Genomic DNA, 23,977 nt, shown 5'->3' with positions numbered 1-23,977 from the left:
CCCTTGATAGCAGAGCCAGCCCGCAATTGGGAAAATAAGTTGGTCATGGCGCCGGATCGCACCCGACTCGCTCCGCATTGCGGGCGATCACCGCATCGTATGCGGCCTGCAAGGTCGCGCGCACGGTGGGTCCAGATGGGGCGGGAGACGCACCTAGATGCTCGTGGCGCAACTCGTTCATAAACTTATCCCACATCGGCGGGCCGCCTTTTTCCAGAAGCTCGGCACGGATAGAGAGCTCTTCGCTGACCGGGAGCCAGACGCGGCCCCAGGCGCCGAGATGCGCCAGGATCGGCACCAGCGTAATAGCCATTTCGGTCAGGCTGTAGATCGCCTTCTGCTTGTGGGAGGGATCGTCCGCCTTGGTCAGCATGCTGAGCTCCATCAGCCGTTTCAGCCGGTCGGCGAGGATGTTGGAGGCGATGCCCTCCATCGAGCCATTGAGCAGCTCGCGAAAGTGGCGTCTGCCGCCGAAGATGATGTCGCGAAGGATGATCAGGCTCCACCGATCGCCGAACACTTCGAGCGACAGATTGATCGGACATCCGGACCGGCGATCGATGTTCATGCGAATCTCCAAAAACCGGTTGCATTATCGTATCGGTTTTAATATCGTGCAACCGATTGCAAATTGCAATCAGATTCGCGACCCGAGGAGGAAAGCCATGAGAAACGCCGAACACCCCGAAATCGTATCCCAGACGTTCGGCGATCCGGCACATCCGGCGGTATTGTTGATCATGGGCGCCATGGCTTCCATGCTCTGGTGGCCGGAAGCGTTTTGCCGGAAGCTGGCCGGCGAGGGTCGCTTCGTGGTCCGCTATGACAATCGCGATACCGGCCGTTCGACGAAATACGCGCCGGGCGAGCCGCCTTATACATTCGACGACATGGCGGACGATGCCATCCGCGTCCTTGACGACCAGGGAATCCGAAAGGCGCACGTGGTCGGCATGTCGATGGGCGGCGTGATTGCGCAGCTCGTTGCGTTGAAATACCCGTCGCGTGTCACTTCGCTTACGGTGATCAGCAGCTCGCCCTTGGGCATTGATACGTCGCATCTGCCCGGAACCACCGAGGCCTACAGGAAACATTCGGACGAAGGCGCGAAGGTCGACTGGTCTGACCGTGGCCAGGCGGTCGATTTCATCGTCAAGGACGCGTATGCGCTCACCGGCACCGCACGCTCATTCGACGAGCAGCGCACGCGGGCTTTCGTCGAACAGGATTACGACCGGTCCGGCGGCTTTCTAAGCGCCACCAATCATTTCATGCTCAAGAGCGGCGAAGATGGGAGCGGCGAAGATCGGAGCGGCGAGGACTGGACGGGGCGGCTGCACGAGATGAAGATCCCGCTCCTCGTTATCCACGGCACCGACGATCCGATCTTTCCAGTCGAGCATGGCGCCGCTCTTGCCGACGCGGTCGCCGGCGCAAGGCTGGTCCGGATCGAGAGCGGCGGCCACGAGCTGCATCCCGACGACTGGGCCGCGATCATCGATGCCATCGTCACCCACAGCCAAGCCAAATAGTACCAAGCCTGACCTCAACACCGAATTTCCGCGAGACGAACCACCCCAAGGAACGACAACCAATGTCCCTGACTATGCATCTTCATCCACTGGCCTCCTTCTGCTGGAAGCCGCTGATCGCGCTCTATGAGAACGGCACGCCATTCACATCCGTTGTCGTCGATCTCGGCAATGAACAGTCGCGCGTGGCGTTTCTGAAATTGTGGCCGCTCGGCAAGATGCCGGTACTGCGTGATGAAGCGCTGGATCGGACCGTGCCGGAATCGACAATCGTCATCGAATATCTCAACGCGTATTATCCTGGGCCGGCCGAACTGATCCCCGCCGATGTCGATCTCGCTCGCCAGACCCGGCTCGCCGACCGCTTCTATGACTTCTACGTCCAGGAACCGATGCAGAAGATCGTCGGCGACCGGCTGCGGCCGGAGGGCAAGACCGATCCGTTCGGCGTCGAGCAGGCGCGCGCCCAGCTGCGCAGCTCCTACGCCGTCATCGAACAGGACATGCAGTCGAGGACATGGGCGGTGGGCGGGAGCTTCACCATGGCCGACTGCGCCGCCGCCCCCGCGCTGTTCTACGCTAACAAGGTCGAGCCGTTCGGCGACAAATATCCTGCGGTGAGGCGCTATCACGACCGGCTGCTGCGGCGCCCGTCGGTTGCCCGTGTGATCGAGGAAGCGCAGCCCTATTTCAAGCTCTTCCCCTACAACAACGGCTAGAGAGTGGTTCATCGTTTCACGGAAACGCCGAACCGCTCTATCCTTTTGTTTTTTGCGCAATTCCGGACGGAAAACCGTTTCACACTTTTCCTGGAATTGCTCCAGGCCCGAGGCTGCACGAGCTGCCCGACGCGCGGACGACGCCTCTCAGCTTCCGGGTGAACCGAGCTGCTCTGCATCCCAGAACTGGTCGAGCCAGATGTTGAGCTTTAGGAAGCCGGCATTGCTGACCGTATAGACGCGCCTGGTGCCTTCCGGCTTGGCGTTGACCAGCCCGGCATCAAGCAGCACCTTCAGATGCTGCGAAACGGCCGGGCGGGACACCGGCAAGCCAGAGGCCAGTTCGTTGACGGTCTTCGGTCCGCGCCGGAGCTCTTCCAAGAGATAGCGCCGGTTGGGATCGGCAATCGCCATGAAGGCGTCGGAAAGCATCATGCCTTATTTGTGGGGCAAAGCGTCTCGAATCTCAACCGTCGGTTTCAGCTTTTCTGCGCGGGTCGAGCCGCAACGCTTCCGGCGTCACCGAGCGGTCGGCCGGCTGGGTCTTGAAGGCATCGCGGCCTTCGATTGGCACCGGCGCGCGACGGCTGATGCGCAGCAGCGTATAGGCGGCCAGGCAGAGATGCGCCAACGCAGTAGCCAGGAACAGCCCCTCGGGACGCATCCAGCCCATCAGGCCGGCGGCCAGCAGCGGGCCGATCATCGTGCCGAAGCCATAAAGCAGCAGCAGGCCGCCCGACACTTTGACGAAGTCTTCCGATCGGGCATGGTCGTTGGCATGCGCCACCGCGATCGAATAGAGCGTGTAGGCGAAGGCGCCGTAGGCGGCGGTGCAGACGATAACGAAGACGCCGGAGCGCGGTTCGAACAGGAAGATGGCGATGGCGAACAGCGCAGCGCCGAAAGCCGCGCCCGCCAGCACGAAACGACGGTCCGTCGTGTCGGAGAGCCGCCCGGCCGGAAGCTGCATGGCGGCGCCGGCGATGACCACCAGGCTCATCATGAGCGCGATCTCGGCCGTCGAGATGCCGATGCGAGCTCCATAAACGGCACCAAGCGTGCCCCAGGCGCCGTTGGCGATGCCGATCAGCACGCAGGCGATCGCCGACACCGGCGAATTGACGTAGAGCCCTTTGACGTCAAGCGACACGTCCTGCAGCGGCTTGGGGTGCGACGCCGTCGAGACCGCCGTCGGGATCAGTGATAGGCAAAACAGAATGCCGGTGATCATGAATAGCGACGCCGATTTCACATCGCCGCCGGCAACGATCATCTGACCGCCCATGATCGAGGCATAGGTGACCATCATGTAGAGGCCGAAGACGGTGCCGCGGTTTTCGTTGGTGGCCTTCTCGTTCAGCCAGCTTTCGATGACCATGAAAGCACCGGCCATGGTGAAGCCGGTGAAGGCGCGCAGCAGGATCCAGGTATATTCATCAATGATCAGGCCGGTGAGCAGTGCGACGATCGCTCCCGATGCGGCAAAGGCGCCGAAAGCCCTGACATGACCGGCGCGGCGCACGATGCGTGGCGCAAAGAAGCAGCCGGTGACGAAGCCGCCGGCCCAAGCCGTGCCCATCAGGCCGAGCGATGCGGTCGAGAAGCCCTCCACCTGGCCGCGCAGCGGCAACAGCAGCCCGTGCAGCCCGGATGCCGCCAGCAGGAACGCGGTGCCGCGCAGCAGCGAGAGGATCGGTCTGTAGCTTGCGAACATTGTTCAATCCGGCTGGGGTTCGGGGCACAGGTCTGGAGACAGCGGCATTCGGGCTTTTCGGCGGCGTGCCCGAGCTTTTGGAATTGCCCGCAGTACTATCCGCGGCGAAACAGCGCCTCTGCCGCCGACTTGGTGGAGCCCTTGGTCATGAGCTCGGCTTCCAGCCGGGCGATCTCGCCGCGCAGGATGCCGATCCGCTCGGACAATTCATCGACAGAAAGCAGCGACAGATCCTGCCCGATCTCGTGCGGGCGCGCTTTCTTCTTGGGTTCGTCGTCGAAGACCGCCATCGTCGCTCCTCCGTGATTGCCCATTTGCCTGATTTGCCAATGAGCATACATAGGGCAGGGGTATGGATGCAAATGGCCGGCAACAGCTGGCGCTAGAAACCGGCGAAACACGACGGGAAAATTCATGGCGAACGCACAGAAAATTCCGACCAGGATGATGGCGATCGCCATCTCGGAGCCGGGCGGGCCGCGGGTGCTGAAACCGGAAACCCGCGACGTGCCGGTACCCGGCCCTGGCGAGATCCTGATCCGGGTGCGTGCCGCCGGCGTCAACCGGCCCGACGTGCAGCAGCGCAAGGGCGCCTATCCGCCGCCGCCGGGTGCGTCGGATCTGCCGGGCCTGGAAGCGGCGGGCGAAGTCGCCGCCCTCGGCGACGAGATATCGCGCTGGCGCGTCGGCGACCGGGTCTGCGCGCTGACGGCGGGCGGCGGCTATGCCGAATATGTCAAGGTTCATGCCGGCAGCGTGCTGCCGCTGCCCGCCGGCTTTACCTACACCGAAGCGGCGGCGCTGCCGGAAAACTACTTCACTGTTTGGCACAATGTCTTCGAGCGCGGCGGCCTGAAGAGCGGCGAGACGCTGCTCGTGCATGGCGGCTCATCGGGTATCGGAACGACGGCGATCCAGCTTGCTGCCGCTTTCGGCGCTTATGTCGTCACCACCGCCGGCAGCAAGGAGAAATGCGACGCCTGCCTCAAGCTCGGCGCCGACCGGACGGTCAACTACCGCGAGGAGGACTTCGTCGCCGCGGTCAAGGAGGCAACCGGCGGCAAGGGCGCCAACGTCATCCTCGACATGGTCGGCGGCGATTATGTCGCGCGAAACTACGAGGCTGCGGCCGTGGAGGGCCGCATCGTCCAGATCGCGACGCAGGGCGGAGCGGTGGCGAGCGCCGATTTCTTCAAAATCATGGCCAAGCGGCTCGTGCACACGGGTTCGCTGCTCAGGCCACGCACGGTGGAGTTCAAGGCGGCAGTCGCGGCTGCGCTGGAGGCGCAGGTTTGGCCGCTGCTCGGCACGCGCAAGGTTGCACCGGTGATGGACACGATCTTCCCGCTCAAGGAAGCCTGGCGGGCGCATGAGCGGATGGAGGAGGGTGAGCACATTGGCAAGATTGTGCTCGATGTCGCCTGACGGCCGGTAAACAGGCTGAACGAAGGCTTAATGGTGCAATGCAACAAACGCATTGCCGCCATGCAAAAGCGTCTGTTCAATTTTTCATCGCCGATGCCTATTTACGCGGCATCGAAACGATGGAGGACTACCATGAACCCGATCCGCGCTTTCCGTAACTGGCGCATGTACAACGAAACCGTGCGCGAACTGAACCGGCTGAACGCTCGTCAGCTCAATGATCTCGGCATCAACCGCGGCGACATAGAGAGAATCGCCCGCCAAGGGCTTTGATCTCGAGCACGATCCTGTCCGAAGACCGGGCGCTGCTTTTCCGCAACGCCGAGCCGCGGTTCGGGATCAAGCCTTAGAAGCCAGAGCCGTAGCAGACGGATTTCCGTCGTCGGTTCCGAGCCCGCCCGACCTTGGTCTGGCGGGCTTTGTCTTTTTGAAGCTTTCGACTGCATGGCTTCATGTGCCGACCCTTCGCGGTCTGCTGGTCGCGCCGCCATGCCGTCCTTGACGCGCGCCTGCCAAAAACATTGCGAAATGGCGAGTGAGCAGTTATATAGACCGCGATTTTCCCATTTTGGTGGCTGTAAACCACCGCCCGCGCGGGAACGCGGGCGAACGAGAAGGATTTTTGTAATGGCCAATACGCTGCTGATGCCAAAAGCGACCGCCGTCTGGCTGGTTGACAACACAGCGCTTTCCTTCGAGCAGATCGCGCAGTTCTGCGGACTGCATCCGCTTGAGGTCAAGGCGATCGCCGACGGCGAATCGGCGCAAGGCATCAAGGGTATGGACCCGATCATGACCGGCCAGCTCACTCGCGACGAGATCGCGCGCGCCGAGAAGGACCCGAACCACCGGCTGAAGCTCTCCGACCCCAAGGTGCGGGTGCCGGAATCCAAGCGCAAGGGTCCGCGCTACACGCCGCTGTCCAAGCGCCAGGACCGGCCCAACGCCATCCTCTGGCTGGTGCGCAACCATCCCGAGCTCAAGGATGCGCAGATTTCCCGCCTTGTCGGCACGACGAAGTCGACGATCGACCAGATCCGCGACAGAAAACACTGGAACTCCGCCAATCTCCAGCCGATGGATCCAGTGACGCTCGGCCTGACGTCGCAGATCGACCTCGACATGGAAATCAACCGCGCCTCGCGCGGCCGCGAGCAGGCGCAGCCGGTCGGCGATACGCTGCTGCCGGCCGCCTTGACCGAACGGCTGGTGCCGGCGCCGGAAAAGCCGAAGGACGAGGACCGCGAACTCGACGCCAACGCCGTCTTCGCCAAGCTTTCGGCGCTGAAGTCGAAGGACAAGGATACGGACGAAGAGGAATAGAGGTCTCGCATCCAAAACAAAAAGCCCGCTTTCAAGCGGGCTTTTTTTTCGATCTTCCGTGTCAGCTTCGCGCCGCCCGGTCCGGTGCCATGCCGTAGTCCTCGCTGCGTTCCACCGCGCGGTAGAAATCGGCGAGCTGCTTGCCGCGCTCCGGCTTGAAGGTGCGGCCGGCGATGACCACCGAGGCGATGCGGTCGATGCGGAAGGCGCGGAAATCGCCGCGCATCTCGCACCAGGCGACCAAGGTCCACACCTTGCCCCAGAACCACAGGCCGAGCGGGCGGATGTCGCGCGCGGTGCTGCGGCCGGCCTCATCCGAATAGTCGATGGTCAGCACCTGACGTTTCTCGATGGACCGCTCAATCAGGTCGATGGCTTCGCGGGCGGCGTCGCTTACCACCCACATCGGCGTGTGGATCTCGGTGCGGGCGATGCGGTCCTTTTCGGCGTCGGGCAGCACGGCGCCGATCTTGACCAGCGCCTCGTCGGCGGCTCGCGCCATGGCCGCGCCGCCAAAGGCGCGCACCATGCGGGCGCCGGCGACCAGCGCGACGATCTCGTCACGCGTGAACATCAGCGGCGGAAGGTCGAAACCCTCCCTCATCATGTAGCCGACACCGGCTTCGCCGTCGATCGGCACGCCGGTCGACTGCAGGTCGGCGATGTCGCGATAGATGGTCCGCTCGGAAACCTCGAGCCACGTGCCCAGCTTCTGGGCGGTGACCAGACGGCCACCGCGCAGGTGCTGCACGATCTGGAAGAGCCTGTCGGCGCGGCGCATCGTATGGTCCCTCGGCGTCTATTGCTCCAGCCCTTCGCGCTTGCGCTGCGCGGCGACGGAGGCCGCGCCGAAGGACAGTTTCCTCGTTGTCGGCGTGCTTGCGTCGAGCACCCGCCAGAACGGCGCAATGTCGCCCAGCGCCATGCCACGCTCAAGATCCTCGTTGGCGGCCTCGGCGACGGTACGCAGATGATAGCCGATGGTGACCGGACATGTCACCTCGGCACTGTGCTCGATGGCGAGCGCCATGCGCAAAGCCCGGATATCCATGTCCATGCCTTCGGGGATGGCGCGGATGAATGCATCGACCTGGCGAGCTGTAGGAACCAGCATCGGCTGGCCTTCGACGACATCAGCGATGGTGCGTGGCGACGGTGTTATGCCGTTGATGCCAGGCGTGTTCAGCCTGTCGGTCCAGCTTTTCATCGATCGTCCTCTCGGCCGTCCGTCTCTGACGGCCATCCCACTATGGCACGAGCCTCCTGACACCATACTGTCAGGAGGCTTCAGCATGCCTGTTTAAGCTCATCGCCGGGCCGCATCCAAACGCCGGGCAGAAAGATTGCCTCAATTGCCGCCATTGTGGCGGTCGCCATACATGTCCGGCCAGCCAATATCCTTGCGGATGTCCGCCGGCAGGGTGTTCATGAAACGCTGGGTGCGGATCTCATTGCGCATCGTCCGGATCTTGCCGACATAGTGCTGCACGCTACGCAGAATGGTAAAACCGTTCATGGCTGGTCTCCTCTCTTTCGATGCAGGCACTATCGCACACCCCTACTGACAACAGTCTGTCAGGAGGGTGCGGCTCTCATGACCGGCGTTCCAATTTGTCCACCGAAGTGATCGAACAGTGCTGAAAAGAGGCGTGCCGCGGTGGAAAGACCGCGATCGCGGAGCCGCTTTGACAGCCAGCCGCGATGCTGATCAAAGGCTGCATGTCGAAACTTCTCGCGCTCGTCATCATCGCCATGATGGTCATCCAGCTCATCAAGCCGCTCGGCTGGCCGGGGCTGAAGCGGCGCAGCGATTTCTGGAAGCTGGCGCTGTTGGCTATGGCCGCGATTTCGATTACGGCGGTGCTCGGACACTGGACGTAATGCATGTCGCGCAAAAGTGTGCAGCGGTTTTGCGCCAACGACATACGTAAAACAAAGAACCTAAAGCGCGTCGCATGAGGCCAATCGAACGCGACGCGCTTTAGTGCCGGCAGCCGCTACGCGACGCCCGGTTCGTTGGCGAGCACCAAGCCGGCCAGATGTTCCGCCCAGGCGCGGTAGCCGGCTTCCGAAGCATGAAATCCATCCGACGCAAAGCCGGCCTCGGCGTCAGTGATCGGCAGGCGGGGCGCCGGTATGGCGCCGCGCTCGAGGCAAAGGCGCTCGCCCATCCGGTTCATCTCGCCGGCGCGGATCTCGAGGATCTTGCCGAGCAGCGGCGGCATTGCCGGCGCCCGGGTGAACTCCAGCACCGGCGACCACACCACGCGCGCCTCCGGCCATTTGGCGCGCAGCGCGTAGAGCAGGCCGCCAAAATCGCGCTTGAAGCGCGGTACCGAATGAAAATTCTTGGTGTCGTTGGTGCCGATGGCGAGCACGATATGCGTCCACGGATCGGCCGACAGATTGGGCAGCACATGATCGCGGATCTGGCCAGAGGTTGCCGAGTTGAAGCCGGCTGCCCGCCAGCGCACGGTGCGGCCGGTGCGTTGCGCAATTAGAACGGCCAGTTGCGCGGCCAATCCGTTTTCGGAATTGCCGATGCCGACTGAGGCGGCGGAGGAATCGCCGAGCACCAGCAGCGAGATTGCCGGCGCCTGGCCTGATATCTCGTGCATGACCGGACCTTGTGCCGGCAGCATGCGGGTGGTGCGGCGACGCACGCCAAGTCCTTGCCAGACATAGACCGGAAAGGCGAGCCAGGTGAGAAGGGTCGGAAAGCGCCGCATGGCAAATCCCTTTTAGGGCACAGCGAACAGCACTTAGCGCATGTTGCACTGAAGGTGAACGACCTTGCAGCGACAGCCTGTCGCCTCAATGGCAGCAGTCATGCGTCCCGGATTGGTCTTCATACTCGTCATGCAGCCGCACCCAGTCGGCGAGGCTATGATGCGGCCCGGTTTCGTTGCGGCCTTTCGGCGTCAGGTCGAGATAGTGATAGGCGCCGATCAGCGGATCGCCGCCTCTGGAGCGCGAGATGAAAGTCAGGAAGATGTCGCCTTTCTCGTCGCGATAGAACACGCTGGTGCCGGGAAGGTCCTTCGATCTCCGCGCGCGCCGCTCGAAATTGTAGGTCGTGTCGCCGGCCGCGATCTGCTTGTCGGTGAATGACACCTGCATATCGAAGTTGAAGTCCGAGGCGTAGGACGACACCCAGTCGAATTTCCAGCCCATGCGCTGCTTGTAGGGCAGAAGCTCGGCCAGCGGCGCCCGCGCCACCACGACAAGCGAAACATCGTGGTGCCTGAGATGCTGGTTGGCGCCGTCGATGTGGTCGGCAAGGAACGAGCAGCCCTCGCAACGATAATCGGCGCCCGGCCCGAACATGAAATGGTAGACGATCAACTGGCTGTTGCCGCCAAACAGGTCGGGCAGTTTCTTTGGCCCTTGCTCGGTCTCGAAGACGTAGTCCTTGCGGATCTTCAGCCATGGCAATTCGCGGCGTTCGGCGGCGACGCGGTCGCGAAAGCGCGTCAATTCCTTTTCGCGCGCCAGATGCGCCTTGTGCGCCTGAAACCAGTCTTCCTGCGAAACGGTCTTGTTGTTTGGCATAGGTCTGCTCCTCTTTTCACGGAGGACGTTCGGCAGCGAGGAATGCCGACACCGAGCTGCATTTCAGTTGCAAGAAAATTGCAGCCCTTGCTGCTTTCAAGCAAAACCAGGGCACGTGGCCCGGGTCGGGAGAAACGCAAGATGGATTCGGTTAAGCGGCTTGCTCCAGCGACGGCTGCCATTGTCCAAGCGCTGCCAGATGGTTCATGTGGGCGCGATGGGCGAAGGCGGCCTGCGCGGCGGCGACGTTCGCCGCCTTGCCGCTCCAGGCCTTCTGCGGAGCGGCCTGCAAGGCGCGGCCGTAGGAGAAGGTCAGCTTCCACGGATGCGGGCCGATGGCGTTGATGGCGTTGAGGTTGGCGGTCGCTTGCTCGTCCGATTGTCCGCCCGAAAGGAAGGCGATGCCTCCGATCGCGGCTGGCACCGTCTCGCGGAACAGTTTTATCGTCCTTTCGGCGACCTCGTCGGGGCTGCTGACCTTGCCCGATTTCTTGCCGGCGAGAACCATGTTTGGCTTCAGGATGGTGCCTTCGAGGACGACGCGGGCCGCATAGAGCTCGGTGTATAGCTTTGTCAGTGTCGCCTTGCTGATCTCGTAGCAAGTGTCGATGTCATGAGCGCCGTCCATCAGCACTTCCGGCTCGACGATCGGCACGATGCCGGCTTCCTGGCAAAGCGCGGCGTAACGGGCGAGCGCATGGGCATTCGAGCCGATCGAGGTGGCGGAAGGCACCCCCTTGGCAACATCGATGTCGATTACCGCGCGCCATTTGGCAAAGCGGGCGCCAAGCTTGTAATAGTCGGCGAGGCGTTCGCGCAGGCCGTCCAGGCCTTCGGTGATGGTATCGCCGGGAAATCTTGCCAGAGGCTTGGCGCCGGCGTCGACCTTGATGCCGGGAATGGCGCCTGATGCCTTGATGATGTCGACCAGCGGCGTGCCGTCGGCGGCCTTCTGGTGGATGGTCTCGTCATAGAGGATAACGCCGGAAATGTACTTGGTCATTGCATCGCTGGCGCGGAACATCATCTCGCGATAGTCGCGGCGGCTGTCGGCGGTCGACTCGACGCCGATGACGTCGAAGCGCTTCTTGATAGTGCCGGAGCTCTCGTCGGCAGCCAGCAGGCCCTTGCCGTTGGCCACCATCGCGGCGGCAATGTCCTCGAGACGTTCGCTCATCGTGCTTCTCCTGAAAGAATTGACCCGTACCCAGCAGACCACCAGAGCAACGCAGGTTCAAGTCGAACCCTTTCGTCGGAGAAGCGCGAATCGATTGAAAATCGCGAGCGCACTGCTTCGCGCTGTTATTAACGCCGCGCTCAGCGCTTCAAGACGTCGACGCCGGGCAAGGGCTTGCCTTCCATCCATTCGAGGAAAGCGCCGCCGGCCGTCGAGACATAGGTGAAATCATCGCTGACGCCGGCATGGTTGAGGGCGGCCACCGTATCGCCGCCGCCGGCCACCGAGACCAGCCTGCCGGCCTTGGTGCGCGCTGCCGCGTGCCTGGCCGTCGCCACCGTCGCATGGTCGAACGGCTCGATCTCGAAGGCGCCGAGCGGCCCGTTCCAGACCAACGTCGCGGCACGGTCGATCCATTCGGCAATGGTTTTCACGGTTTTCGCGCCGACATCGAGGATCATGCCGTCGGCTGGTACGTCTGCAATGGCGACGGTCTCGCTTGCGGCACCGGCCTTGAACTCCCTGGCGACAACGGCGTCGGCGGGCAGGATGATGGCGCAGCCGGCCTCGGCCGCCTCGATCATGATCTGCTTGGCGGTGGTCGCGAGATCGTGCTCGCACAAGGATTTCCCGACGTCGGTGCCGCGTGCCGCGAGAAACGTGTTGGCCATGCCACCGCCGATGACCAGCGCGTCGACCTTCTTCACCAGGTTCATCAACAAGTCGATCTTGGTCGAGACCTTGGCCCCGCCGACAATGGCGACAACCGGGCGGACGGGATTGCCGAGGCCCTTTTCCAGCGCATCGAGCTCGGCCTGCATGGTGCGCCCGGCGAAGGCCGGCAGCACGTGCGCCAGCCCTTCCGTCGACGAATGGGCGCGGTGCGCAGCGGAGAAGGCGTCGTTGACGAAGATGTCGCCGTTGGCGGCGAGCTTTTCGGTGAAGGCCGGGTCGTTCTTCTCCTCGGCTTTGTAGAAGCGGGTGTTCTCGAGCAGCAGCACATCGCCGCTTTCCATGGCGGCGACGGCGCTCGCGGCCTTGTCGCCGATGCAGTCGGTGGCAAAGCCAACCGGGCGGCCGAGCACGTCCGCCGTCGCCTTGGCGATCGGCTCGAGCGAGAATTCCGGCGCCGGTCCATCTTTGGGACGACCGAAATGTGCAAGCAGGATGACCTTGGCGCCCTTGCCGGACAGCTCGGCGATGGTCGGTACAATGCGCTCGATGCGGGTGGCGTCGGTGACCTTGCCCTCAGTGACGGGAACGTTGAGGTCGACACGCACCAGCACACGCTTGCCGCTGATATTGCCGATGTCGTCCAGTGTCTTGAAGTCGGCCATGCTGATCCCTTTCGCGAAAAATCGCGGGGACCTTACCCCGCATCAACGACGATGCAAGACCTGCCTGACGGTTCTGCTTAAGGGTTCACGGAAAATGTGATCGCGTGTCGAAGATGAAGCGCCCAGCGGGAGCGAGATGGGCAGCAATGGCGCGAAACGCGCCGACATATGGCTTTACCGGTTGCGCACCACAATGCATGCGCCGCCGACGCTGTGCAGCTTCTGGCAAATATCGTCGGCCTTGGCTTTGGTGTCGGCGCCGATCCGCACCGCATAGATGCCGCGCCTGCCGATCGGTGTGCGCACCCGGCTGACCACCGGATTGCGACCGCTGAGCAAGGCTGGAAACCGCCGTCTCACATTGCTCCACTGATTGAGCGCCGCGGCGCGGCGGAAATTGCCGGCCACCTGCACGCCCCATGGCTTGATGTTGATCGACGACATCGGCACGGTTCTGGACATGATCACCGGCAGCGTGCGGCAGGCGGCAGCGAAGCTCGCCTTCTTGTCGAGCGGCCGGATGACGCCGGCATACGCGGCATCGGTGAACCTGTCGGCCGGCTCGCCCATGACGTCCAAAACGTAGCTTTCGGTCTCCATCGGCAAGAAGCCGCCGGAATTCAGCCAGCGCGTCACCCGGCTCTCGCCGGCATTGTATGCGGCTGCGGCGAGGCCCAGATTGCCAAAGCCGGTCTTCATTTCGGCGAGGTATTTTGCCGAGGCCGGGATAGCCTGCTCGATATCGAACGAATTGGCGAGCCCGCGCATCTTGGCGGTACCCGGCATGAATTGGGCGATACCCTCCGCACCGACGGGGCTGACCGCATTGGGATCGAAGCGACTCTCCTTCCAGATCAGCCGGGCAAAGAAATCCCGGGGCAGGCCGTTCTGGTCGGCATGCGTCTCGATAAGATCGCAAACTCGATCGATCAGCTTCTGCTTGGCGGGCCGCGGCGGATCGGCCTGGACGGCTGTCGCCCAGCCCAGCCAGCAAATGACAACCAGCGTCGCCCCAAGCAAACGCCGCATCGAACTACTCCGCCGCGGCTTTGCCGTGTTGGCCAAACCGCCGTTCGATGTAGTCGGAAACCATTTTCTCGAAATCCGCGGCGATCGACGGGCCGCGCAGCGTCGCCGCCTTCTTGCCGTCGACGAACACCGGGGCGGTCGGCGTCTCGCCGGTGCCGGGCAGCGAAATGCCGATATCGGCATGTTTGGATTCGCCCGGACCGTTGACGATGCAACCCATCACCGCGACCTTGAGGTTCTCGACGCCGGGATATTGTTCGCGCCACACCGGCATGTTCTTGCGCAGGTCAGCCTGGATGTTCTGGGCAAGCTCCTGGAACACGGTCGAGGTCGTGCGACCGCAGCCCGGGCAGGCGGCGACGATCGGCACGAACTGCCGGAAGCCCATGGTCTGCAACAGCTCCTGCGACACCTGCACTTCTCGTGTGCGGTCGCCGTTCGGCTCCGGCGTCAGCGAGATGCGGATGGTGTCGCCGATGCCTTGCTGGAGCAGGATGCCCATCGCAGCCGATGATGCGACAATGCCTTTCGAGCCCATGCCGGCCTCTGTCAGCCCGAGGTGCAGCGCATGGTTGGAACGGGTGGCAAGCTCGGTGTAGACGGCGATCAGATCCTGCACGCCGCTGACCTTGGCCGAGAGGATGATTTTCTCGCGCGCAAGGCCGATCTCTTCGGCCATTTCGGCAGACAGGATCGCCGACTGCACGATCGCTTCGCGCGTCACTTCCTGCGCGGTCAGCGGAAAGCCTTGGGCCTGGTTGTCATCCATCAGCCGGGTCAGCAGCTCCTGGTCGAGCGAACCCCAGTTGACGCCGATGCGCACCGGCTTGTCGTATCGGATCGCCATCTCGACGATCGCCGCGAACTGCCGATCCCTCTTGTCCTTGAAACCGACATTGCCGGGGTTGATGCGGTACTTGGCCAAGGCCTCGGCGCAGGCCGGATGATCGGCCAGGAGCTTGTGGCCGATGTAATGGAAATCGCCGACCAGCGGCACGTCGATCCCGAGCCGCTCCAGTCGCTCGCGGATGGCCGGCACAGCGGCAGCGCTTTCGTCGCGGTCGACCGTCATGCGCACGATCTCGGAGCCGGCGCGATGCAGCGCCGCCACTTGCGCCACCGTCTGGTCGACATCGGCCGTGTCGGTGTTGGTCATCGACTGGACGACCACTGGGGCGCCGCCGCCGACCATCACGCCGCCGACGTCGACACCGACCGACCTGCGGCGCGGGAAGGGTGAGGAAAAATATCCGGTCATGCCGGCTGCCTTTAATCTTGAAGGTCCGGGCATGAGGTGGAGGAGCAAAGATGGCTTGTCAATGGCGACTGGCGCGCAGACCTAGCAAATCGGAAATGACAAGACGGCAGCTTGCCGCAAATCCATAAGCGTTTCCGGCAGCATAGAGACATGCCACCGGAAAGAAATCGCGCGCCAGGCGGCGCAGCTAGTCCTGGATGGGCGTCAGTGCGTCGTCGGTTTCGCCTTCAGTTTTTCAATCTCGTCCTTGAGCGCCAGCTTGCGCCGCTTGAGATTCACGATTTCGAGGTCGTCTACCGACGGATGGGTCATCGCATCGTCGATTTCGCGTTCGATGTCGCCGTGTTTCCGCTGCAGCTCATCAAGATGGGATGCAAGAGACATGATTGGTTCTCCCTTTCATGGTTTCCTCGGATTGCAGCCGTCATGGCACGTCCACCGCAGGCTCGCTTCTGTGACGGCATAATGACAGTGTGCCACCATCGCGCACCGATGTCGAATGCTGCGTGGTAGCATTCCACGACAATATGAAATGTGGTATGGGCTGCGCGCCGGTGCAAGAAGACCCCCGGTCCCGCCCAATCAGGCCCATAGTTTGGGCGCCGCAGACGTGCAGACGGTAAAAATGTCCGATCAGGAACAGGCAGATATCCGCCTCGAATATTCCCGGCTGAAGCAGGAACACGCCGATTTCGACGCGGCCATCAATGCGATGATCGCCATGAATTGCGACCCGCTGCAGATCCAGCGCATGAAGAAAAAGAAGCTTTTCCTGAAGGACAGGCTGATGGCGCTGGAAGACAAGATCATTCCAGACATTATCGCTTGAATGGACGCCGGCGCTGGCCTGCTGAAAAGGCGGCCTATGCCGCGATCGAAAGCCGCGCGGCGCGCTCGAGCAACAGCTCTATCAGGTCATCGGTCTTTTCGGTCGAGGTATCGATGGGAACCACCAGGCACATCGTCGCCTCGACCCTGCCCGGCGCTGAAAAGACCGGCGCGGCCAGGCATTTCGTGTAGGCATCGACAAGGCCGGAGGTGACGCAGTAGCCGGCCGACTTGGCCACCGCGATATCGGCTATGAACTCGTCGAGCTGCAACCTGCGGCCGTCCGGCAGTACGAGGTCGTCTTCCGAGACCATATCCTCGATCGCTGCCCTGTCGAAGCCGGCGAGGAGCAGCCGCCCGGAAGCTGTCCAGGGAAGCGGTATTTGCAGACCCGTCGCCGAGCTGATCCTGAATGGCCTGGTTCCCGGGCTTGAATGGACGATGGTGTAGCGGCCGCTTTGCAGCATGCACAGCTCCGAGGTCTCGCCGGACTCGCGTGACAGATGGTCGACTTCCTGCCGCCCTCGCCTGAGCAGGTCGTTGCCCCGCACATAGTCCATTCCGTAGAGATAGAGCTTCTTTCCAAAATAGACCCGATTGCCGTCTCCGGCCATCTCCAGCAGGCCTGCGTCGACCAGCGAGCGCACCAGCGTATAGGTCGTCGACCGCGGTGCGTTCACCCCTCTGGCAAGATCGCCAATGCCGATCGCGCGCTGGGTCGCGTGGAGAAACTCCAGAATCTGGAGGACCCGGTTGAGGCCCTTCTCCCGCGAGCCCGAATTCTTGTCTTCGTCCAGACCGGCGTCCGGTCGAGCGGCCAAGGCATTGCCTTCTTGCATTATCGATTCCTGATGTTAATCTGTCTTGTACAGAGTACAGGCGTCCCTTGTAAGGGACAATGACGTCAGTTGCAACCGATGCCTGCGCTGCTGGTCCAACGGGGAACACAACACGAAGGAGGTCGCCGTGAACGACACATCCAAAAGGCGTGAATTTCTGAAACTGGGAATGGCCGGGCTTGCAACGGCCGGAGTGATGAGTGCCGCCACTGCGGTCGATGTCCAGAAAGCTGCGGCCCAGGCAGCGCCTGACAGCCTGCTGCGCACCGTTCTCGAGCGCGGCAAGGTGATCGTCGGCACCGGCAGCACCAACGCGCCCTGGCACTTCGAGAACGATGCCGGCGAACTGGTGGGCATGGACATAACCATGGGTCGCATTCTCGCCAAGGGGCTTTTCGACGATCCGACCAAAGTCGAATTCGTCATGCAGGATCCGGCTCAGCGCATTCCGAACGTGACCACCAACAAGGTCGACATCACCATCCAGTTCATGACCATGACCGCCCAGCGCTCGCAGCTGATCCACTTCTCCAGGCCCTACTATGTCGAAGGCATCGCCTTGCTGACCCTTCCGAACGCCGAGAATAAGACCTTCGACAAGCTGCTTGCCGCCGGTTCGGCGACCCGGATTTCCATCCTGCAAAACGTCGATGCCGAGGCAAACGTGCGCATCGTCCTGCCGGAGGCGCAGGTGATGCAGATAGACACGCAGGCCAACGTGCTGCAGGCACTGGAATCGAAGCGATCCGACGCCGCGGCCGTCGATCTGTCGACGGTCCGCTGGCTCGCCTCGCGCAATCCGGACAAATACTTCGATGCCGGCAAGAGTTGGTTCTCGATGCTTTATGGTGCCGCACTGCGGCAGGGCGACCTCGACTGGCTGACCTTCGTCAACCAGACCTTCACCATCGCCATGTTCGGCCATGAAACGGCACTCTACGACGCTGCGTTCAAGGATTATTTCGGACAGGAGCCGCCGGCCCGCCATCCTGGATTCCCGGTTATCTGATCCATCAGGCGGAAGGATGCCTCCGGCGCCCTTCCGCCTCGTTCCCGGACTGTCGGCACTAAGCAGGACGCATGGGCTATACCCTCAACTTCAACCTGATCTGGCGGCATTTCGACAAGCTCTGGGGGGGGCTGCTGCTCAGCCTTGAGCTGGCTGTCATCTCCATCGCGATCGGCATCGTCATCGGGCTGCTTCTGGCGGTCTGGTACGTGTCGGCCGGGCGAGCGGTGCGGACCGTCATCGCGGGCTATGTCGAGTTCATCCGCAACGTGCCGCTGATCCTGCTCGTCTACCTGGTCTTCTACGGCCTGCCGACCGTGGTCGATATCGCCTACAGCGCGCAAACCTCGTTCATTGCCACGCTGTCGCTCTACAGCGGCGCCTATCTGGTCGAGGTATTTCGCTCCGGGCTCGAGGCGGTGCCGCGCGGACAACTCGACGCCGGCAAGGCGATTGGCCTGACCCCTTGGCAGAGACTGCTCCATGTACGCTTGCCGACGATGCTGCGCATAACGCTGCCGGCGCTTTCCAACACTTTCATATCGCTCTTCAAGGACACGTCGGTGGCGTCGGTCATCTCGGTACCCGAGCTCACCTATGGCGCCCAGTGGATCAACTTCAACACGTTCCGCATTGTCGAGGTCTATCTGGTGGTGACTGCGATGTACCTGTTGACCGGCTACGCGCTGCTTTTCGCGCTGCGGCTGGTCGAGCGCCGGTTCAAGGCGGCGCGCTGACATGCTGAGCCAGATCATCTATGCCTTGCCGTTCCTCGCCGAAGGCTTTGCCGTAACCTTGTGGGTGTCGCTGCTGGTTGTGGTGCTATCGCTTATCGCCGGCGTGCTGATGGGTGTCGGCCTCGTCTATGGTCCGGCTCCGCTGCGCTGGGCAGTGCGCGTCTTCAGCGACACCATACGCGGCATTCCGATCCTGGTGCTGATCTTCTTCGTCTATTACGGCCTGCCCGCGGTGGGACTGCATCTTGAGTCCTTTTGGGCGGCCGTACTCGCCCTCACCCTCTTCAAGACCGCACAAGTCGTCGAGTATCTCAGGGGCGCCGTCGGCTCGATTCCCAAGGGTCAGTCGGAGGCGGCGATGGCGATCGGGCTGACCTTCCGCCAGCGGCTGGCCTACGTCATTTTTCCGCAAGCGTTCAGGCGCTTCCTGCCGCCCTGGATCAACGGCGTCACCGACGCGGTGAAAGGCAGCGCGCTGGTCTCGCTGCTCGGCATCACCGACCTGATGCAAGCGATCAACCAGGTCATCGGCCGCACCTATGAGGCGATGCCGCTCTACATCCTCGGCGCGCTCGTCTACTTCGCCGTCAACTACGCCCTCTCCTTGGCCAGCCGGCGGCTGGAGCGGCGTTTCTCCTTCATCCGGGAATAACAAGATGTCCAAAGCCTCGCACGCAAATCCGGCGCTTCTCGATATCTCCGAGGTCTCCAAAGCCTTTGGATCCGTCGAGGTCCTGCGCTCGGTCAGCCTCAAGGTGACGCGCGGCGAGGTGGTGACGGTCATCGGCCCATCCGGCAGCGGCAAGACCACCCTGCTGCGCTGCGTCAATTTCCTGGAGAGCTATGATAACGGCTCGATCCGTATCGACGGTAAAGAGGTCGGCTACCGCGAGGCGGGAACACGCCAGCGACGCAGCGAGCGCGACCTGGCGGCGATGCGCGCCGAGACCGGAATGGTGTTCCAGAGCTTCAATCTGTTTCCGCATTTGACTGCGGCCGGCAACATCATGCTCGGCCTGCGCAAGGTGCGCGGCAAGAGCAATGCCGAGGCCCGCACCATTGCCGAGCACTGGCTCGGCCGGGTCGGGCTCGCCCACAAGGCCGACAGTCTGCCGGCCGAGCTTTCCGGCGGCCAGCAGCAGCGCGTCGGCATCGCCCGCGCTGTGGCGATGGAGCCGAAGATCCTGCTCCTCGACGAGATAACCTCGGCGCTCGACCCCGAACTGGTTGGCGAGGTGCTCGAGGTCGTACGCAGCCTCGCCGAAGACGGCATGACGATGCTGATGGTCACGCACGAGATGGCTTTTGCACGCGATGCATCGAGCCGCATCGTTTTCATGGCGGATGGCGGCGTCAGTGCCGTCGGACCTCCCGCCGAGATCCTGGCTGCGGACTTCGACAATGAACGCCTTCGCAGCTTCCTGGCGCGGTTTCGCGCCTCGCATTTTTGACACCGGACGGCGAAAGCTGTCGCAAGGAGCTTTTATGACGCCTTACATCCGGCTCGCGGAATTGGGCCTGACGCTGCCCGAGCCGCCGAAGCCCATCGCCAACTTCGTCACCTATGCCGAGAGCGGACGGCTGATCTTCCTCTCCGGCCAGGGGCCGTTGCGCGCTGATGGCGCGCTCTGCACCGGCAAGGTTGGCGAGGATGTCTCCGTGGAGGAGGCCTATGGGCATGCCCGTCTCACCGGCCTGAACCTGCTCGCCGTCATGCATGCCGCGGCCGGCGACCTCGGCCGCATCGTGCGCGTCGTCAAGCTGCTTGGCTTTGTCAATGCAACGCCGACATTCAGCGAGCACCCCAAGGTGGTGAATGGCTGTTCCGATCTTTTCGCGGCCGTCTTTGATACGCTTGGCGGACACGCCCGTTCCGCGATCGGTGTCGGCTCGCTGCCGGGCAACATCACAGTTGAAATCGAGGCGGTCGTCGAGATCGCCGCCTGAAAACAGGATCTACAGAGATGACGACCTATTCCGCTGACCGTTCCAATACGACAATCCGCGAACGGCTCGGCCTTCGCCCGATCATTAATGTTTCCGGAACGATGACGGCGCTCGGCGCTTCGATCATCGTGCCGGAAGCGATTGCCGCAATGTCGGAAATCGCCTCGCAATGGGTCGAGATGGACGATCTGCAGCGCGCCGCAAGCACGGTGATTGCACGCCTCACCGGCGGCGAGGCCGGCTTTATCACCGCATGCTGCGCCAGCGGCATAACCATGGCGATTGCCGGCGCGATGACCGGAACCAGCCTTCTTGCGATCGAGCGGCTGCCGGACGACACCGAGGGCCTCAAATCGGAGGTCATCGTCCAGCTTGGCCACATCGTCAATTATGGCGCGCCGATCGACCAGTCGATCCGGCTTGCCGGAGCCAAGGCAGTGCCCGCCGGCACGGTCAGCGTTACGCAGGACTATCATGTAGGCGAGGCGATCCAGGACCGGACGGCGGCAGCCCTCTACGTCGTCGCGCACCACACCGTGCAATACGGCATGCTCTCGCTCGAAGAGTTCTGCGAGATCTGCCACGCCAAGGGCGTGCCGGTGATCGTCGACGCCGCCTCGGAATACGATTTGCGCGGCTTTCTGGCGCGCGGCGCCGACATTGTCGTCTATAGCGGGCACAAATTTCTCTCAGGGCCGACAAGCGGCATCGTTGCCGGCCGCAAGGATCTGGTGCGGGCCGCCTATCTCCAGAACCGCGGCGTTGCGCGGGCCATGAAGGTCGGCAAGGAGAGCATTGCCGGCACCATGGCGGCCCTGGAAGCCTGGGAACGGCGCGACCATGCCGGCATCCGCCAGCGGGAAGAAGCCGCACTGCATCTGTGGCAAACCGCATTGCAGGGCCTGCCCGGCATCGCAGCAAACATCATTCCCGATCCGACCGGAAATCCTCTCGAGCGCCTGCAGGTGTTTGTTGCGCCCGAAAGCCGGTTCACCGCCGCCGGGCTGGCCTCGGCACTGGCGGCGGGTTCGCCCCCCATTATCGTTCGCAACCACGAGGTCGAGCGCGGCCACTTCGTCCTTGATCCGTGCAATCTGCACCCCGGCGAGGCGGAGATCGTCGCCGAGCGCCTGCGGGCGGTGTTGAGCGCTGCTGAGCGGCCCGCGGATGCGATGAAGTCCGCTCGCAAGCAGTCTGCCGGGGCTTTGCGCTGGCCGGATTAGGTAGCGATGGCGCCATTCGCCCGAGTGCGGGAAGCTCCTATCCTTGCGGCTCCCCTCGATTTCCGCTAATGCGCGCGTTTGCCGCCGGGGAGCAGAAGCTTGGACAATCACCGCGCCGACGTCGCCATCATCATGGGCAGCCAGTCCGACTGGGCGACGATGCGCCACGCCGCCGAAACGCTTGAAGCGCTTGGCATCCCGCACAAGCGGCTGATCGTCTCGGCCCACCGTACTCCCGACCGGCTCTATGACTTCGCGAAGGGCGCCAAGGCCGCCGGCTACAAGGTGATCATCGCCGGTGCCGGCGGTGCGGCGCATCTGCCCGGCATGACGGCGGCGATGACGCCACTGCCGGTGTTCGGCGTGCCGGTGGAATCGAAGACGCTGTCCGGCCAGGATTCGCTGCTATCCATCGTGCAGATGCCGGCCGGCATTCCGGTCGGCACTTTGGCCATCGGCAAGGCCGGCGCTGCCAACGCTGCCCTTCTGGCTGCCGCGGTGCTGGCACTGAGCGACGAAAAGCTTGCCGCCCGGCTGGATAGTTGGCGCGCCGCACAGACCGCCAAGGTGGCCGCCGAGCCCGTGGACACGCCGTGAGCCGGCCCGCCGGATCGACCATCGGCATCATTGGCGGCGGCCAGCTCGGCCGCATGCTGGCGATGGCCGCGGCCCGCCTCGGCTACCGCATCGTCGTGCTGGAGCCGCAGCCGGACTGCCCGGCGGCACAGGTCGCCAACCGGCAGATCGTCGCCGCCTATGACGACGCGGCCGCGCTCGGCGAGCTGGCTGCGGCCAGTGCCGTCGTTACTTACGAATTCGAGAACGTTCCGGTTGCGGCCGCCGCGGCACTTGCCACCACGGTCCCGGTCTATCCGCCGGCACGCGCACTGGAAGTGGCTCAGGACCGGCTGGCGGAAAAGAAATTCCTCAACGGCATCGGCATACCGACCGCGGATTTCAGCCCCGTCGACAATGACGAGGAACTGACGGCCGCGCTGAAAAAGTTCAACGGCAGCGGCATATTGAAGACGCGCCGGATGGGCTATGACGGCAAGGGCCAGCGTGTCTTCCGCAACATGGAAACAGGCGGCTTTGCCGGCACTTGCGAGGCGATGGGCAACGTGCCGTTGATCCTGGAATCATTCGTCGCCTTCGAGCGCGAGATTTCGGTGATCGCCGCGCGCGGCATCGACGGTTCGCTCGCCGCCTACGATCCGGCCTGGAATGTCCATCGCAACGGTATTCTTCACAGTTCGACGCTGCCGGCCGGGGTGAAGTCCGACACGGCGGCTGCGGCTCAAACGGCGGCGGCCGAGATACTTGCAGCGCTCGACTATGTCGGCGTCATCGGCGTCGAATTCTTTGTCCTGGCCGACGGTTCGCTGCTGGCCAACGAGATTGCGCCGCGCGTCCACAATTCCGGCCACTGGACGGAGGCCGCCTGCACCATCTCGCAATTCGAGCAGCACATCCGCGCCGTCGCCGGCCTGCCGCTGGGAAATCCCGCACGGCAGTTCGACTGCGTCATGGAAAACCTGATCGGCGACGACATCCGGCGCGTTCCTGAACTTCTCGCCGAGCCCGATCTGATGCTGCACCTCTATGGCAAGGCCGAGGCGCGGCCCGGCCGCAAGATGGGCCATTTCACGCGCGTGAGCCGCCGCAGCTAGAGCATGATCCCGAAAAGTGGAATCCGGTTTTCGGGAACGATCATGCTCAAACAAAAGTTAGAACCTACGCTTACTGGATGTCGCCGCTCTCGTCCTCGTCGGGGCTGGCGCAGCTCACATCGCCTTCCGCCCAGGTCGAATCGGCGGTGAGCTGTTTGGTGCGGTCGTCGGTCAGCCGCGTCAGGCATTCCGATATCAGCATCGGATAGATCGAGCCGCCTTCGCTGTCCGCGGCGGAATAGCTGCATTCCGCGTCGCGAAAGGCGATCCACGCGCGCTGCGCCGTCTGCAACAGCTTCCTGGCTTTTGCATCGCTTGCGCTGATGAGCTCCTGGTAGGCCTTGTTGAGTTTGGCGTCGGCGGATTTGTAGTTCGCGTCGGCGCAGATGTTCATCATCTGCTGGCTGTCGTCGTTGCGGTCGCATTCCTGCGCATGGGCAACAGAACCTGCCGCAAGGACGGCAAGACAGGCGGACACAAGAATTCGGCGCATGATGATCTCCAATTCGCAACCGCATCATTCCAGCCGTCTCAAGCCCGCGCAATGCCGCAAGGCGCCGTTGGCGGGTATTTCGATGATACGAAACGGTCCGTATCGTTTAGGCAACGCGCTTGCGGTTGACACGGGCAAGGCTCCTCGTCTATGAGCCACGCACAG

General features: G+C 63.0%; 31 protein-coding genes. 15 read left to right on the top strand and 16 right to left on the bottom strand.

Going from position 1 to position 23,977, the window contains the following annotated elements; all coding sequences use genetic code 11:
* Window positions 1-43: 43 nt before the first annotated feature.
* Window positions 44-568 (bottom strand): winged helix-turn-helix transcriptional regulator, encoded by a 525-nt coding sequence (locus tag NKI22_RS02585; protein WP_023720969.1) that lies wholly within the window; start codon window positions 566-568, stop codon window positions 44-46.
* Between the two features lie 97 nt (window positions 569-665).
* Here NKI22_RS02585 and NKI22_RS02580 point away from each other — a divergent pair, with 97 nt between their 5' ends.
* Window positions 666-1,532 (top strand): alpha/beta fold hydrolase, encoded by an 867-nt coding sequence (locus NKI22_RS02580; protein ID WP_352588320.1) that lies wholly within the window; start codon window positions 666-668, stop codon window positions 1,530-1,532.
* A gap of 62 nt (window positions 1,533-1,594) precedes the next feature.
* Window positions 1,595-2,251, top strand: a complete 657-nt coding sequence (locus NKI22_RS02575) for a glutathione S-transferase family protein (protein ID WP_023720971.1) — start codon at window positions 1,595-1,597, stop codon at window positions 2,249-2,251.
* 147 nt (window positions 2,252-2,398) lie between these two features.
* Here NKI22_RS02575 and NKI22_RS02570 read toward each other — a convergent pair whose 3' ends face one another.
* The 3 genes from NKI22_RS02570 to NKI22_RS02560 form a co-directional block, all read right to left on the bottom strand.
* Window positions 2,399-2,686, bottom strand: coding sequence for an ArsR/SmtB family transcription factor (locus NKI22_RS02570; protein WP_023720972.1), 288 nt, complete (start codon window positions 2,684-2,686; stop codon window positions 2,399-2,401).
* 31 nt (window positions 2,687-2,717) lie between these two features.
* Window positions 2,718-3,965: an MFS transporter gene (locus NKI22_RS02565; protein WP_352480880.1), complete on the bottom strand. Its 1,248-nt coding sequence runs from the start codon at window positions 3,963-3,965 to the stop codon at window positions 2,718-2,720.
* A gap of 95 nt (window positions 3,966-4,060) precedes the next feature.
* Window positions 4,061-4,255, bottom strand: a complete 195-nt coding sequence (locus NKI22_RS02560; RefSeq protein WP_023720974.1) for a DUF1192 domain-containing protein — start codon at window positions 4,253-4,255, stop codon at window positions 4,061-4,063.
* A 124-nt stretch (window positions 4,256-4,379) separates the two neighbouring features.
* On the opposite strand from NKI22_RS02560, the gene NKI22_RS02555 reads away from it, so the two are divergent.
* The 3 genes from NKI22_RS02555 (at window position 4,380) to NKI22_RS02545 (ending at window position 6,713) form a co-directional block, all read left to right on the top strand.
* A complete protein-coding gene (locus NKI22_RS02555) occupies window positions 4,380-5,390 on the top strand; it encodes an NAD(P)H-quinone oxidoreductase (protein ID WP_352588315.1) in 1,011 nt (336 codons plus the stop codon).
* Between the two features lie 132 nt (window positions 5,391-5,522).
* Window positions 5,523-5,663, top strand: coding sequence for a DUF1127 domain-containing protein (locus NKI22_RS02550; protein ID WP_023720976.1), 141 nt, complete (start codon window positions 5,523-5,525; stop codon window positions 5,661-5,663).
* 354 nt (window positions 5,664-6,017) lie between these two features.
* On the top strand, window positions 6,018-6,713 hold the full coding sequence (locus NKI22_RS02545; protein ID WP_023720977.1) for a DUF1013 domain-containing protein: 696 nt from the start codon (window positions 6,018-6,020) through the stop codon (window positions 6,711-6,713).
* Window positions 6,714-6,774: 61 nt separating this feature from the next.
* On the opposite strand, the gene NKI22_RS02540 is transcribed toward NKI22_RS02545, so the two are convergent.
* From NKI22_RS02540 to NKI22_RS02530, 3 genes are all read right to left on the bottom strand, one after another.
* Window positions 6,775-7,494, bottom strand: a complete 720-nt coding sequence (locus tag NKI22_RS02540; protein ID WP_023678491.1) for a helix-turn-helix transcriptional regulator — start codon at window positions 7,492-7,494, stop codon at window positions 6,775-6,777.
* Window positions 7,495-7,512: 18 nt separating this feature from the next.
* The gene (locus NKI22_RS02535; RefSeq protein WP_352815082.1) at window positions 7,513-7,920 is read right to left on the bottom strand and encodes a hypothetical protein; all 408 of its coding nucleotides are present in this window, start codon (window positions 7,918-7,920) and stop codon (window positions 7,513-7,515) included.
* 141 nt (window positions 7,921-8,061) lie between these two features.
* A complete protein-coding gene (locus tag NKI22_RS02530) occupies window positions 8,062-8,229 on the bottom strand; it encodes a hypothetical protein (protein WP_023720979.1) in 168 nt (55 codons plus the stop codon).
* 203 nt (window positions 8,230-8,432) lie between these two features.
* On the opposite strand from NKI22_RS02530, the gene NKI22_RS02525 reads away from it, so the two are divergent.
* Entirely contained in the window at window positions 8,433-8,594 is a 162-nt protein-coding gene (locus NKI22_RS02525; protein WP_008873884.1) for a hypothetical protein, read from the top strand.
* 116 nt (window positions 8,595-8,710) lie between these two features.
* On the opposite strand, the gene NKI22_RS02520 is transcribed toward NKI22_RS02525, so the two are convergent.
* The 7 genes from NKI22_RS02520 to NKI22_RS02490 all read right to left on the bottom strand — a co-directional run bounded on the left by NKI22_RS02520 (window position 8,711) and on the right by NKI22_RS02490 (window position 15,450).
* Complete coding sequence (locus NKI22_RS02520; RefSeq protein WP_023720980.1) at window positions 8,711-9,442, bottom strand: SGNH/GDSL hydrolase family protein; 732 nt, start codon at window positions 9,440-9,442, stop codon at window positions 8,711-8,713.
* 85 nt (window positions 9,443-9,527) lie between these two features.
* Window positions 9,528-10,265 carry a DUF899 domain-containing protein gene (locus tag NKI22_RS02515; RefSeq protein ID WP_023720981.1) on the bottom strand — a complete coding sequence of 246 codons (738 nt, stop codon included), beginning with the start codon at window positions 10,263-10,265 and terminating at the stop codon, window positions 9,528-9,530.
* A gap of 151 nt (window positions 10,266-10,416) precedes the next feature.
* Complete coding sequence (locus NKI22_RS02510; RefSeq protein ID WP_023720982.1) at window positions 10,417-11,442, bottom strand: class I fructose-bisphosphate aldolase; 1,026 nt, start codon at window positions 11,440-11,442, stop codon at window positions 10,417-10,419.
* A 140-nt stretch (window positions 11,443-11,582) separates the two neighbouring features.
* Window positions 11,583-12,779, bottom strand: coding sequence for a phosphoglycerate kinase (locus NKI22_RS02505; protein WP_023720983.1), 1,197 nt, complete (start codon window positions 12,777-12,779; stop codon window positions 11,583-11,585).
* A gap of 174 nt (window positions 12,780-12,953) precedes the next feature.
* Window positions 12,954-13,808 (bottom strand): lytic transglycosylase domain-containing protein, encoded by an 855-nt coding sequence (locus tag NKI22_RS02500; protein WP_352494180.1) that lies wholly within the window; start codon window positions 13,806-13,808, stop codon window positions 12,954-12,956.
* A gap of 4 nt (window positions 13,809-13,812) precedes the next feature.
* Entirely contained in the window at window positions 13,813-15,066 is a 1,254-nt protein-coding gene (gene ispG, locus NKI22_RS02495) for a flavodoxin-dependent (E)-4-hydroxy-3-methylbut-2-enyl-diphosphate synthase (protein WP_352815080.1), read from the bottom strand.
* A gap of 204 nt (window positions 15,067-15,270) precedes the next feature.
* Complete coding sequence (locus NKI22_RS02490; RefSeq protein ID WP_023678481.1) at window positions 15,271-15,450, bottom strand: YdcH family protein; 180 nt, start codon at window positions 15,448-15,450, stop codon at window positions 15,271-15,273.
* A 241-nt stretch (window positions 15,451-15,691) separates the two neighbouring features.
* Here NKI22_RS02490 and NKI22_RS02485 point away from each other — a divergent pair, with 241 nt between their 5' ends.
* Window positions 15,692-15,895: a YdcH family protein gene (locus NKI22_RS02485; RefSeq protein ID WP_023678480.1), complete on the top strand. Its 204-nt coding sequence runs from the start codon at window positions 15,692-15,694 to the stop codon at window positions 15,893-15,895.
* Between the two features lie 34 nt (window positions 15,896-15,929).
* Here NKI22_RS02485 and NKI22_RS02480 read toward each other — a convergent pair whose 3' ends face one another.
* The gene (locus NKI22_RS02480) at window positions 15,930-16,733 is read right to left on the bottom strand and encodes an IclR family transcriptional regulator (RefSeq protein WP_352815079.1); all 804 of its coding nucleotides are present in this window, start codon (window positions 16,731-16,733) and stop codon (window positions 15,930-15,932) included.
* A gap of 127 nt (window positions 16,734-16,860) precedes the next feature.
* Here NKI22_RS02480 and NKI22_RS02475 point away from each other — a divergent pair, with 127 nt between their 5' ends.
* From NKI22_RS02475 to NKI22_RS02440, 8 genes are all read left to right on the top strand, one after another.
* Window positions 16,861-17,742, top strand: coding sequence for a transporter substrate-binding protein (locus NKI22_RS02475; protein WP_031194546.1), 882 nt, complete (start codon window positions 16,861-16,863; stop codon window positions 17,740-17,742).
* 71 nt (window positions 17,743-17,813) lie between these two features.
* Window positions 17,814-18,479 (top strand): amino acid ABC transporter permease, encoded by a 666-nt coding sequence (locus NKI22_RS02470; RefSeq protein WP_023720988.1) that lies wholly within the window; start codon window positions 17,814-17,816, stop codon window positions 18,477-18,479.
* Window position 18,480: 1 nt separating this feature from the next.
* Entirely contained in the window at window positions 18,481-19,131 is a 651-nt protein-coding gene (locus tag NKI22_RS02465) for an amino acid ABC transporter permease (RefSeq protein WP_352640167.1), read from the top strand.
* Between the two features lie 4 nt (window positions 19,132-19,135).
* On the top strand, window positions 19,136-19,930 hold the full coding sequence (locus tag NKI22_RS02460) for an amino acid ABC transporter ATP-binding protein (RefSeq protein ID WP_023720990.1): 795 nt from the start codon (window positions 19,136-19,138) through the stop codon (window positions 19,928-19,930).
* A gap of 34 nt (window positions 19,931-19,964) precedes the next feature.
* Entirely contained in the window at window positions 19,965-20,426 is a 462-nt protein-coding gene (locus NKI22_RS02455) for a RidA family protein (RefSeq protein WP_023678474.1), read from the top strand.
* Between the two features lie 17 nt (window positions 20,427-20,443).
* Window positions 20,444-21,649 carry an aminotransferase class V-fold PLP-dependent enzyme gene (locus tag NKI22_RS02450; protein WP_352958182.1) on the top strand — a complete coding sequence of 402 codons (1,206 nt, stop codon included), beginning with the start codon at window positions 20,444-20,446 and terminating at the stop codon, window positions 21,647-21,649.
* Between the two features lie 99 nt (window positions 21,650-21,748).
* Entirely contained in the window at window positions 21,749-22,246 is a 498-nt protein-coding gene (purE, locus tag NKI22_RS02445) for a 5-(carboxyamino)imidazole ribonucleotide mutase (RefSeq protein ID WP_352788780.1), read from the top strand.
* Window positions 22,243-23,319 (top strand): 5-(carboxyamino)imidazole ribonucleotide synthase, encoded by a 1,077-nt coding sequence (locus NKI22_RS02440; RefSeq protein ID WP_352480890.1) that lies wholly within the window; start codon window positions 22,243-22,245, stop codon window positions 23,317-23,319. Before purE ends, NKI22_RS02440 begins: the two co-directional genes overlap by 4 nt.
* A gap of 70 nt (window positions 23,320-23,389) precedes the next feature.
* On the opposite strand, the gene NKI22_RS02435 is transcribed toward NKI22_RS02440, so the two are convergent.
* On the bottom strand, window positions 23,390-23,812 hold the full coding sequence (locus NKI22_RS02435) for a lysozyme inhibitor LprI family protein (RefSeq protein ID WP_352958180.1): 423 nt from the start codon (window positions 23,810-23,812) through the stop codon (window positions 23,390-23,392).
* Between the last annotated feature and the right edge of the window lie 165 nt (window positions 23,813-23,977).

Origin of the sequence: Mesorhizobium sp. M0778 (genome assembly GCF_040320105.1) — a bacterium.
Taxonomy (GTDB): domain Bacteria; phylum Pseudomonadota; class Alphaproteobacteria; order Rhizobiales; family Rhizobiaceae; genus Mesorhizobium.
The sequence above is the reverse complement of the archived record's forward strand: the minus strand, read 5'-3'. Positions and strand labels throughout refer to the sequence as shown.

Excerpts from the sequence above, each read along its gene's own strand:
- ispG (WP_352815080.1), bottom strand. The coding sequence starts at position 15,066 with ATGACCGGATATTTTTCCTCACCCTTCCCGCGCCGCAGGTCGGTCGGT.
- NKI22_RS02490 (WP_023678481.1), bottom strand. The coding sequence starts at position 15,450 with ATGTCTCTTGCATCCCATCTTGATGAGCTGCAGCGGAAACACGGCGAC.
- NKI22_RS02555 (WP_352588315.1), top strand. The coding sequence starts at position 4,380 with ATGGCGAACGCACAGAAAATTCCGACCAGGATGATGGCGATCGCCATC.
- NKI22_RS02560 (WP_023720974.1), bottom strand. The coding sequence starts at position 4,255 with ATGGCGGTCTTCGACGACGAACCCAAGAAGAAAGCGCGCCCGCACGAG.
- NKI22_RS02530 (WP_023720979.1), bottom strand. The coding sequence starts at position 8,229 with ATGAACGGTTTTACCATTCTGCGTAGCGTGCAGCACTATGTCGGCAAG.
- NKI22_RS02450 (WP_352958182.1), top strand. The coding sequence starts at position 20,444 with ATGACGACCTATTCCGCTGACCGTTCCAATACGACAATCCGCGAACGG.
- NKI22_RS02520 (WP_023720980.1), bottom strand. The coding sequence starts at position 9,442 with ATGCGGCGCTTTCCGACCCTTCTCACCTGGCTCGCCTTTCCGGTCTAT.
- NKI22_RS02545 (WP_023720977.1), top strand. The coding sequence starts at position 6,018 with ATGGCCAATACGCTGCTGATGCCAAAAGCGACCGCCGTCTGGCTGGTT.
- NKI22_RS02550 (WP_023720976.1), top strand. The coding sequence starts at position 5,523 with ATGAACCCGATCCGCGCTTTCCGTAACTGGCGCATGTACAACGAAACC.
- NKI22_RS02585 (WP_023720969.1), bottom strand. The coding sequence starts at position 568 with ATGAACATCGATCGCCGGTCCGGATGTCCGATCAATCTGTCGCTCGAA.
- NKI22_RS02525 (WP_008873884.1), top strand. The coding sequence starts at position 8,433 with ATGTCGAAACTTCTCGCGCTCGTCATCATCGCCATGATGGTCATCCAG.
- NKI22_RS02480 (WP_352815079.1), bottom strand. The coding sequence starts at position 16,733 with ATGCAAGAAGGCAATGCCTTGGCCGCTCGACCGGACGCCGGTCTGGAC.
- NKI22_RS02455 (WP_023678474.1), top strand. The coding sequence starts at position 19,965 with ATGACGCCTTACATCCGGCTCGCGGAATTGGGCCTGACGCTGCCCGAG.
- NKI22_RS02515 (WP_023720981.1), bottom strand. The coding sequence starts at position 10,265 with ATGCCAAACAACAAGACCGTTTCGCAGGAAGACTGGTTTCAGGCGCAC.
- NKI22_RS02435 (WP_352958180.1), bottom strand. The coding sequence starts at position 23,812 with ATGCGCCGAATTCTTGTGTCCGCCTGTCTTGCCGTCCTTGCGGCAGGT.
- NKI22_RS02500 (WP_352494180.1), bottom strand. The coding sequence starts at position 13,808 with ATGCGGCGTTTGCTTGGGGCGACGCTGGTTGTCATTTGCTGGCTGGGC.
- NKI22_RS02485 (WP_023678480.1), top strand. The coding sequence starts at position 15,692 with ATGTCCGATCAGGAACAGGCAGATATCCGCCTCGAATATTCCCGGCTG.
- NKI22_RS02465 (WP_352640167.1), top strand. The coding sequence starts at position 18,481 with ATGCTGAGCCAGATCATCTATGCCTTGCCGTTCCTCGCCGAAGGCTTT.
- NKI22_RS02470 (WP_023720988.1), top strand. The coding sequence starts at position 17,814 with ATGGGCTATACCCTCAACTTCAACCTGATCTGGCGGCATTTCGACAAG.
- NKI22_RS02510 (WP_023720982.1), bottom strand. The coding sequence starts at position 11,442 with ATGAGCGAACGTCTCGAGGACATTGCCGCCGCGATGGTGGCCAACGGC.
- NKI22_RS02460 (WP_023720990.1), top strand. The coding sequence starts at position 19,136 with ATGTCCAAAGCCTCGCACGCAAATCCGGCGCTTCTCGATATCTCCGAG.
- NKI22_RS02575 (WP_023720971.1), top strand. The coding sequence starts at position 1,595 with ATGTCCCTGACTATGCATCTTCATCCACTGGCCTCCTTCTGCTGGAAG.
- NKI22_RS02570 (WP_023720972.1), bottom strand. The coding sequence starts at position 2,686 with ATGATGCTTTCCGACGCCTTCATGGCGATTGCCGATCCCAACCGGCGC.
- NKI22_RS02580 (WP_352588320.1), top strand. The coding sequence starts at position 666 with ATGAGAAACGCCGAACACCCCGAAATCGTATCCCAGACGTTCGGCGAT.
- NKI22_RS02535 (WP_352815082.1), bottom strand. The coding sequence starts at position 7,920 with ATGAAAAGCTGGACCGACAGGCTGAACACGCCTGGCATCAACGGCATA.
- NKI22_RS02505 (WP_023720983.1), bottom strand. The coding sequence starts at position 12,779 with ATGGCCGACTTCAAGACACTGGACGACATCGGCAATATCAGCGGCAAG.
- NKI22_RS02565 (WP_352480880.1), bottom strand. The coding sequence starts at position 3,965 with ATGTTCGCAAGCTACAGACCGATCCTCTCGCTGCTGCGCGGCACCGCG.
- NKI22_RS02540 (WP_023678491.1), bottom strand. The coding sequence starts at position 7,494 with ATGCGCCGCGCCGACAGGCTCTTCCAGATCGTGCAGCACCTGCGCGGT.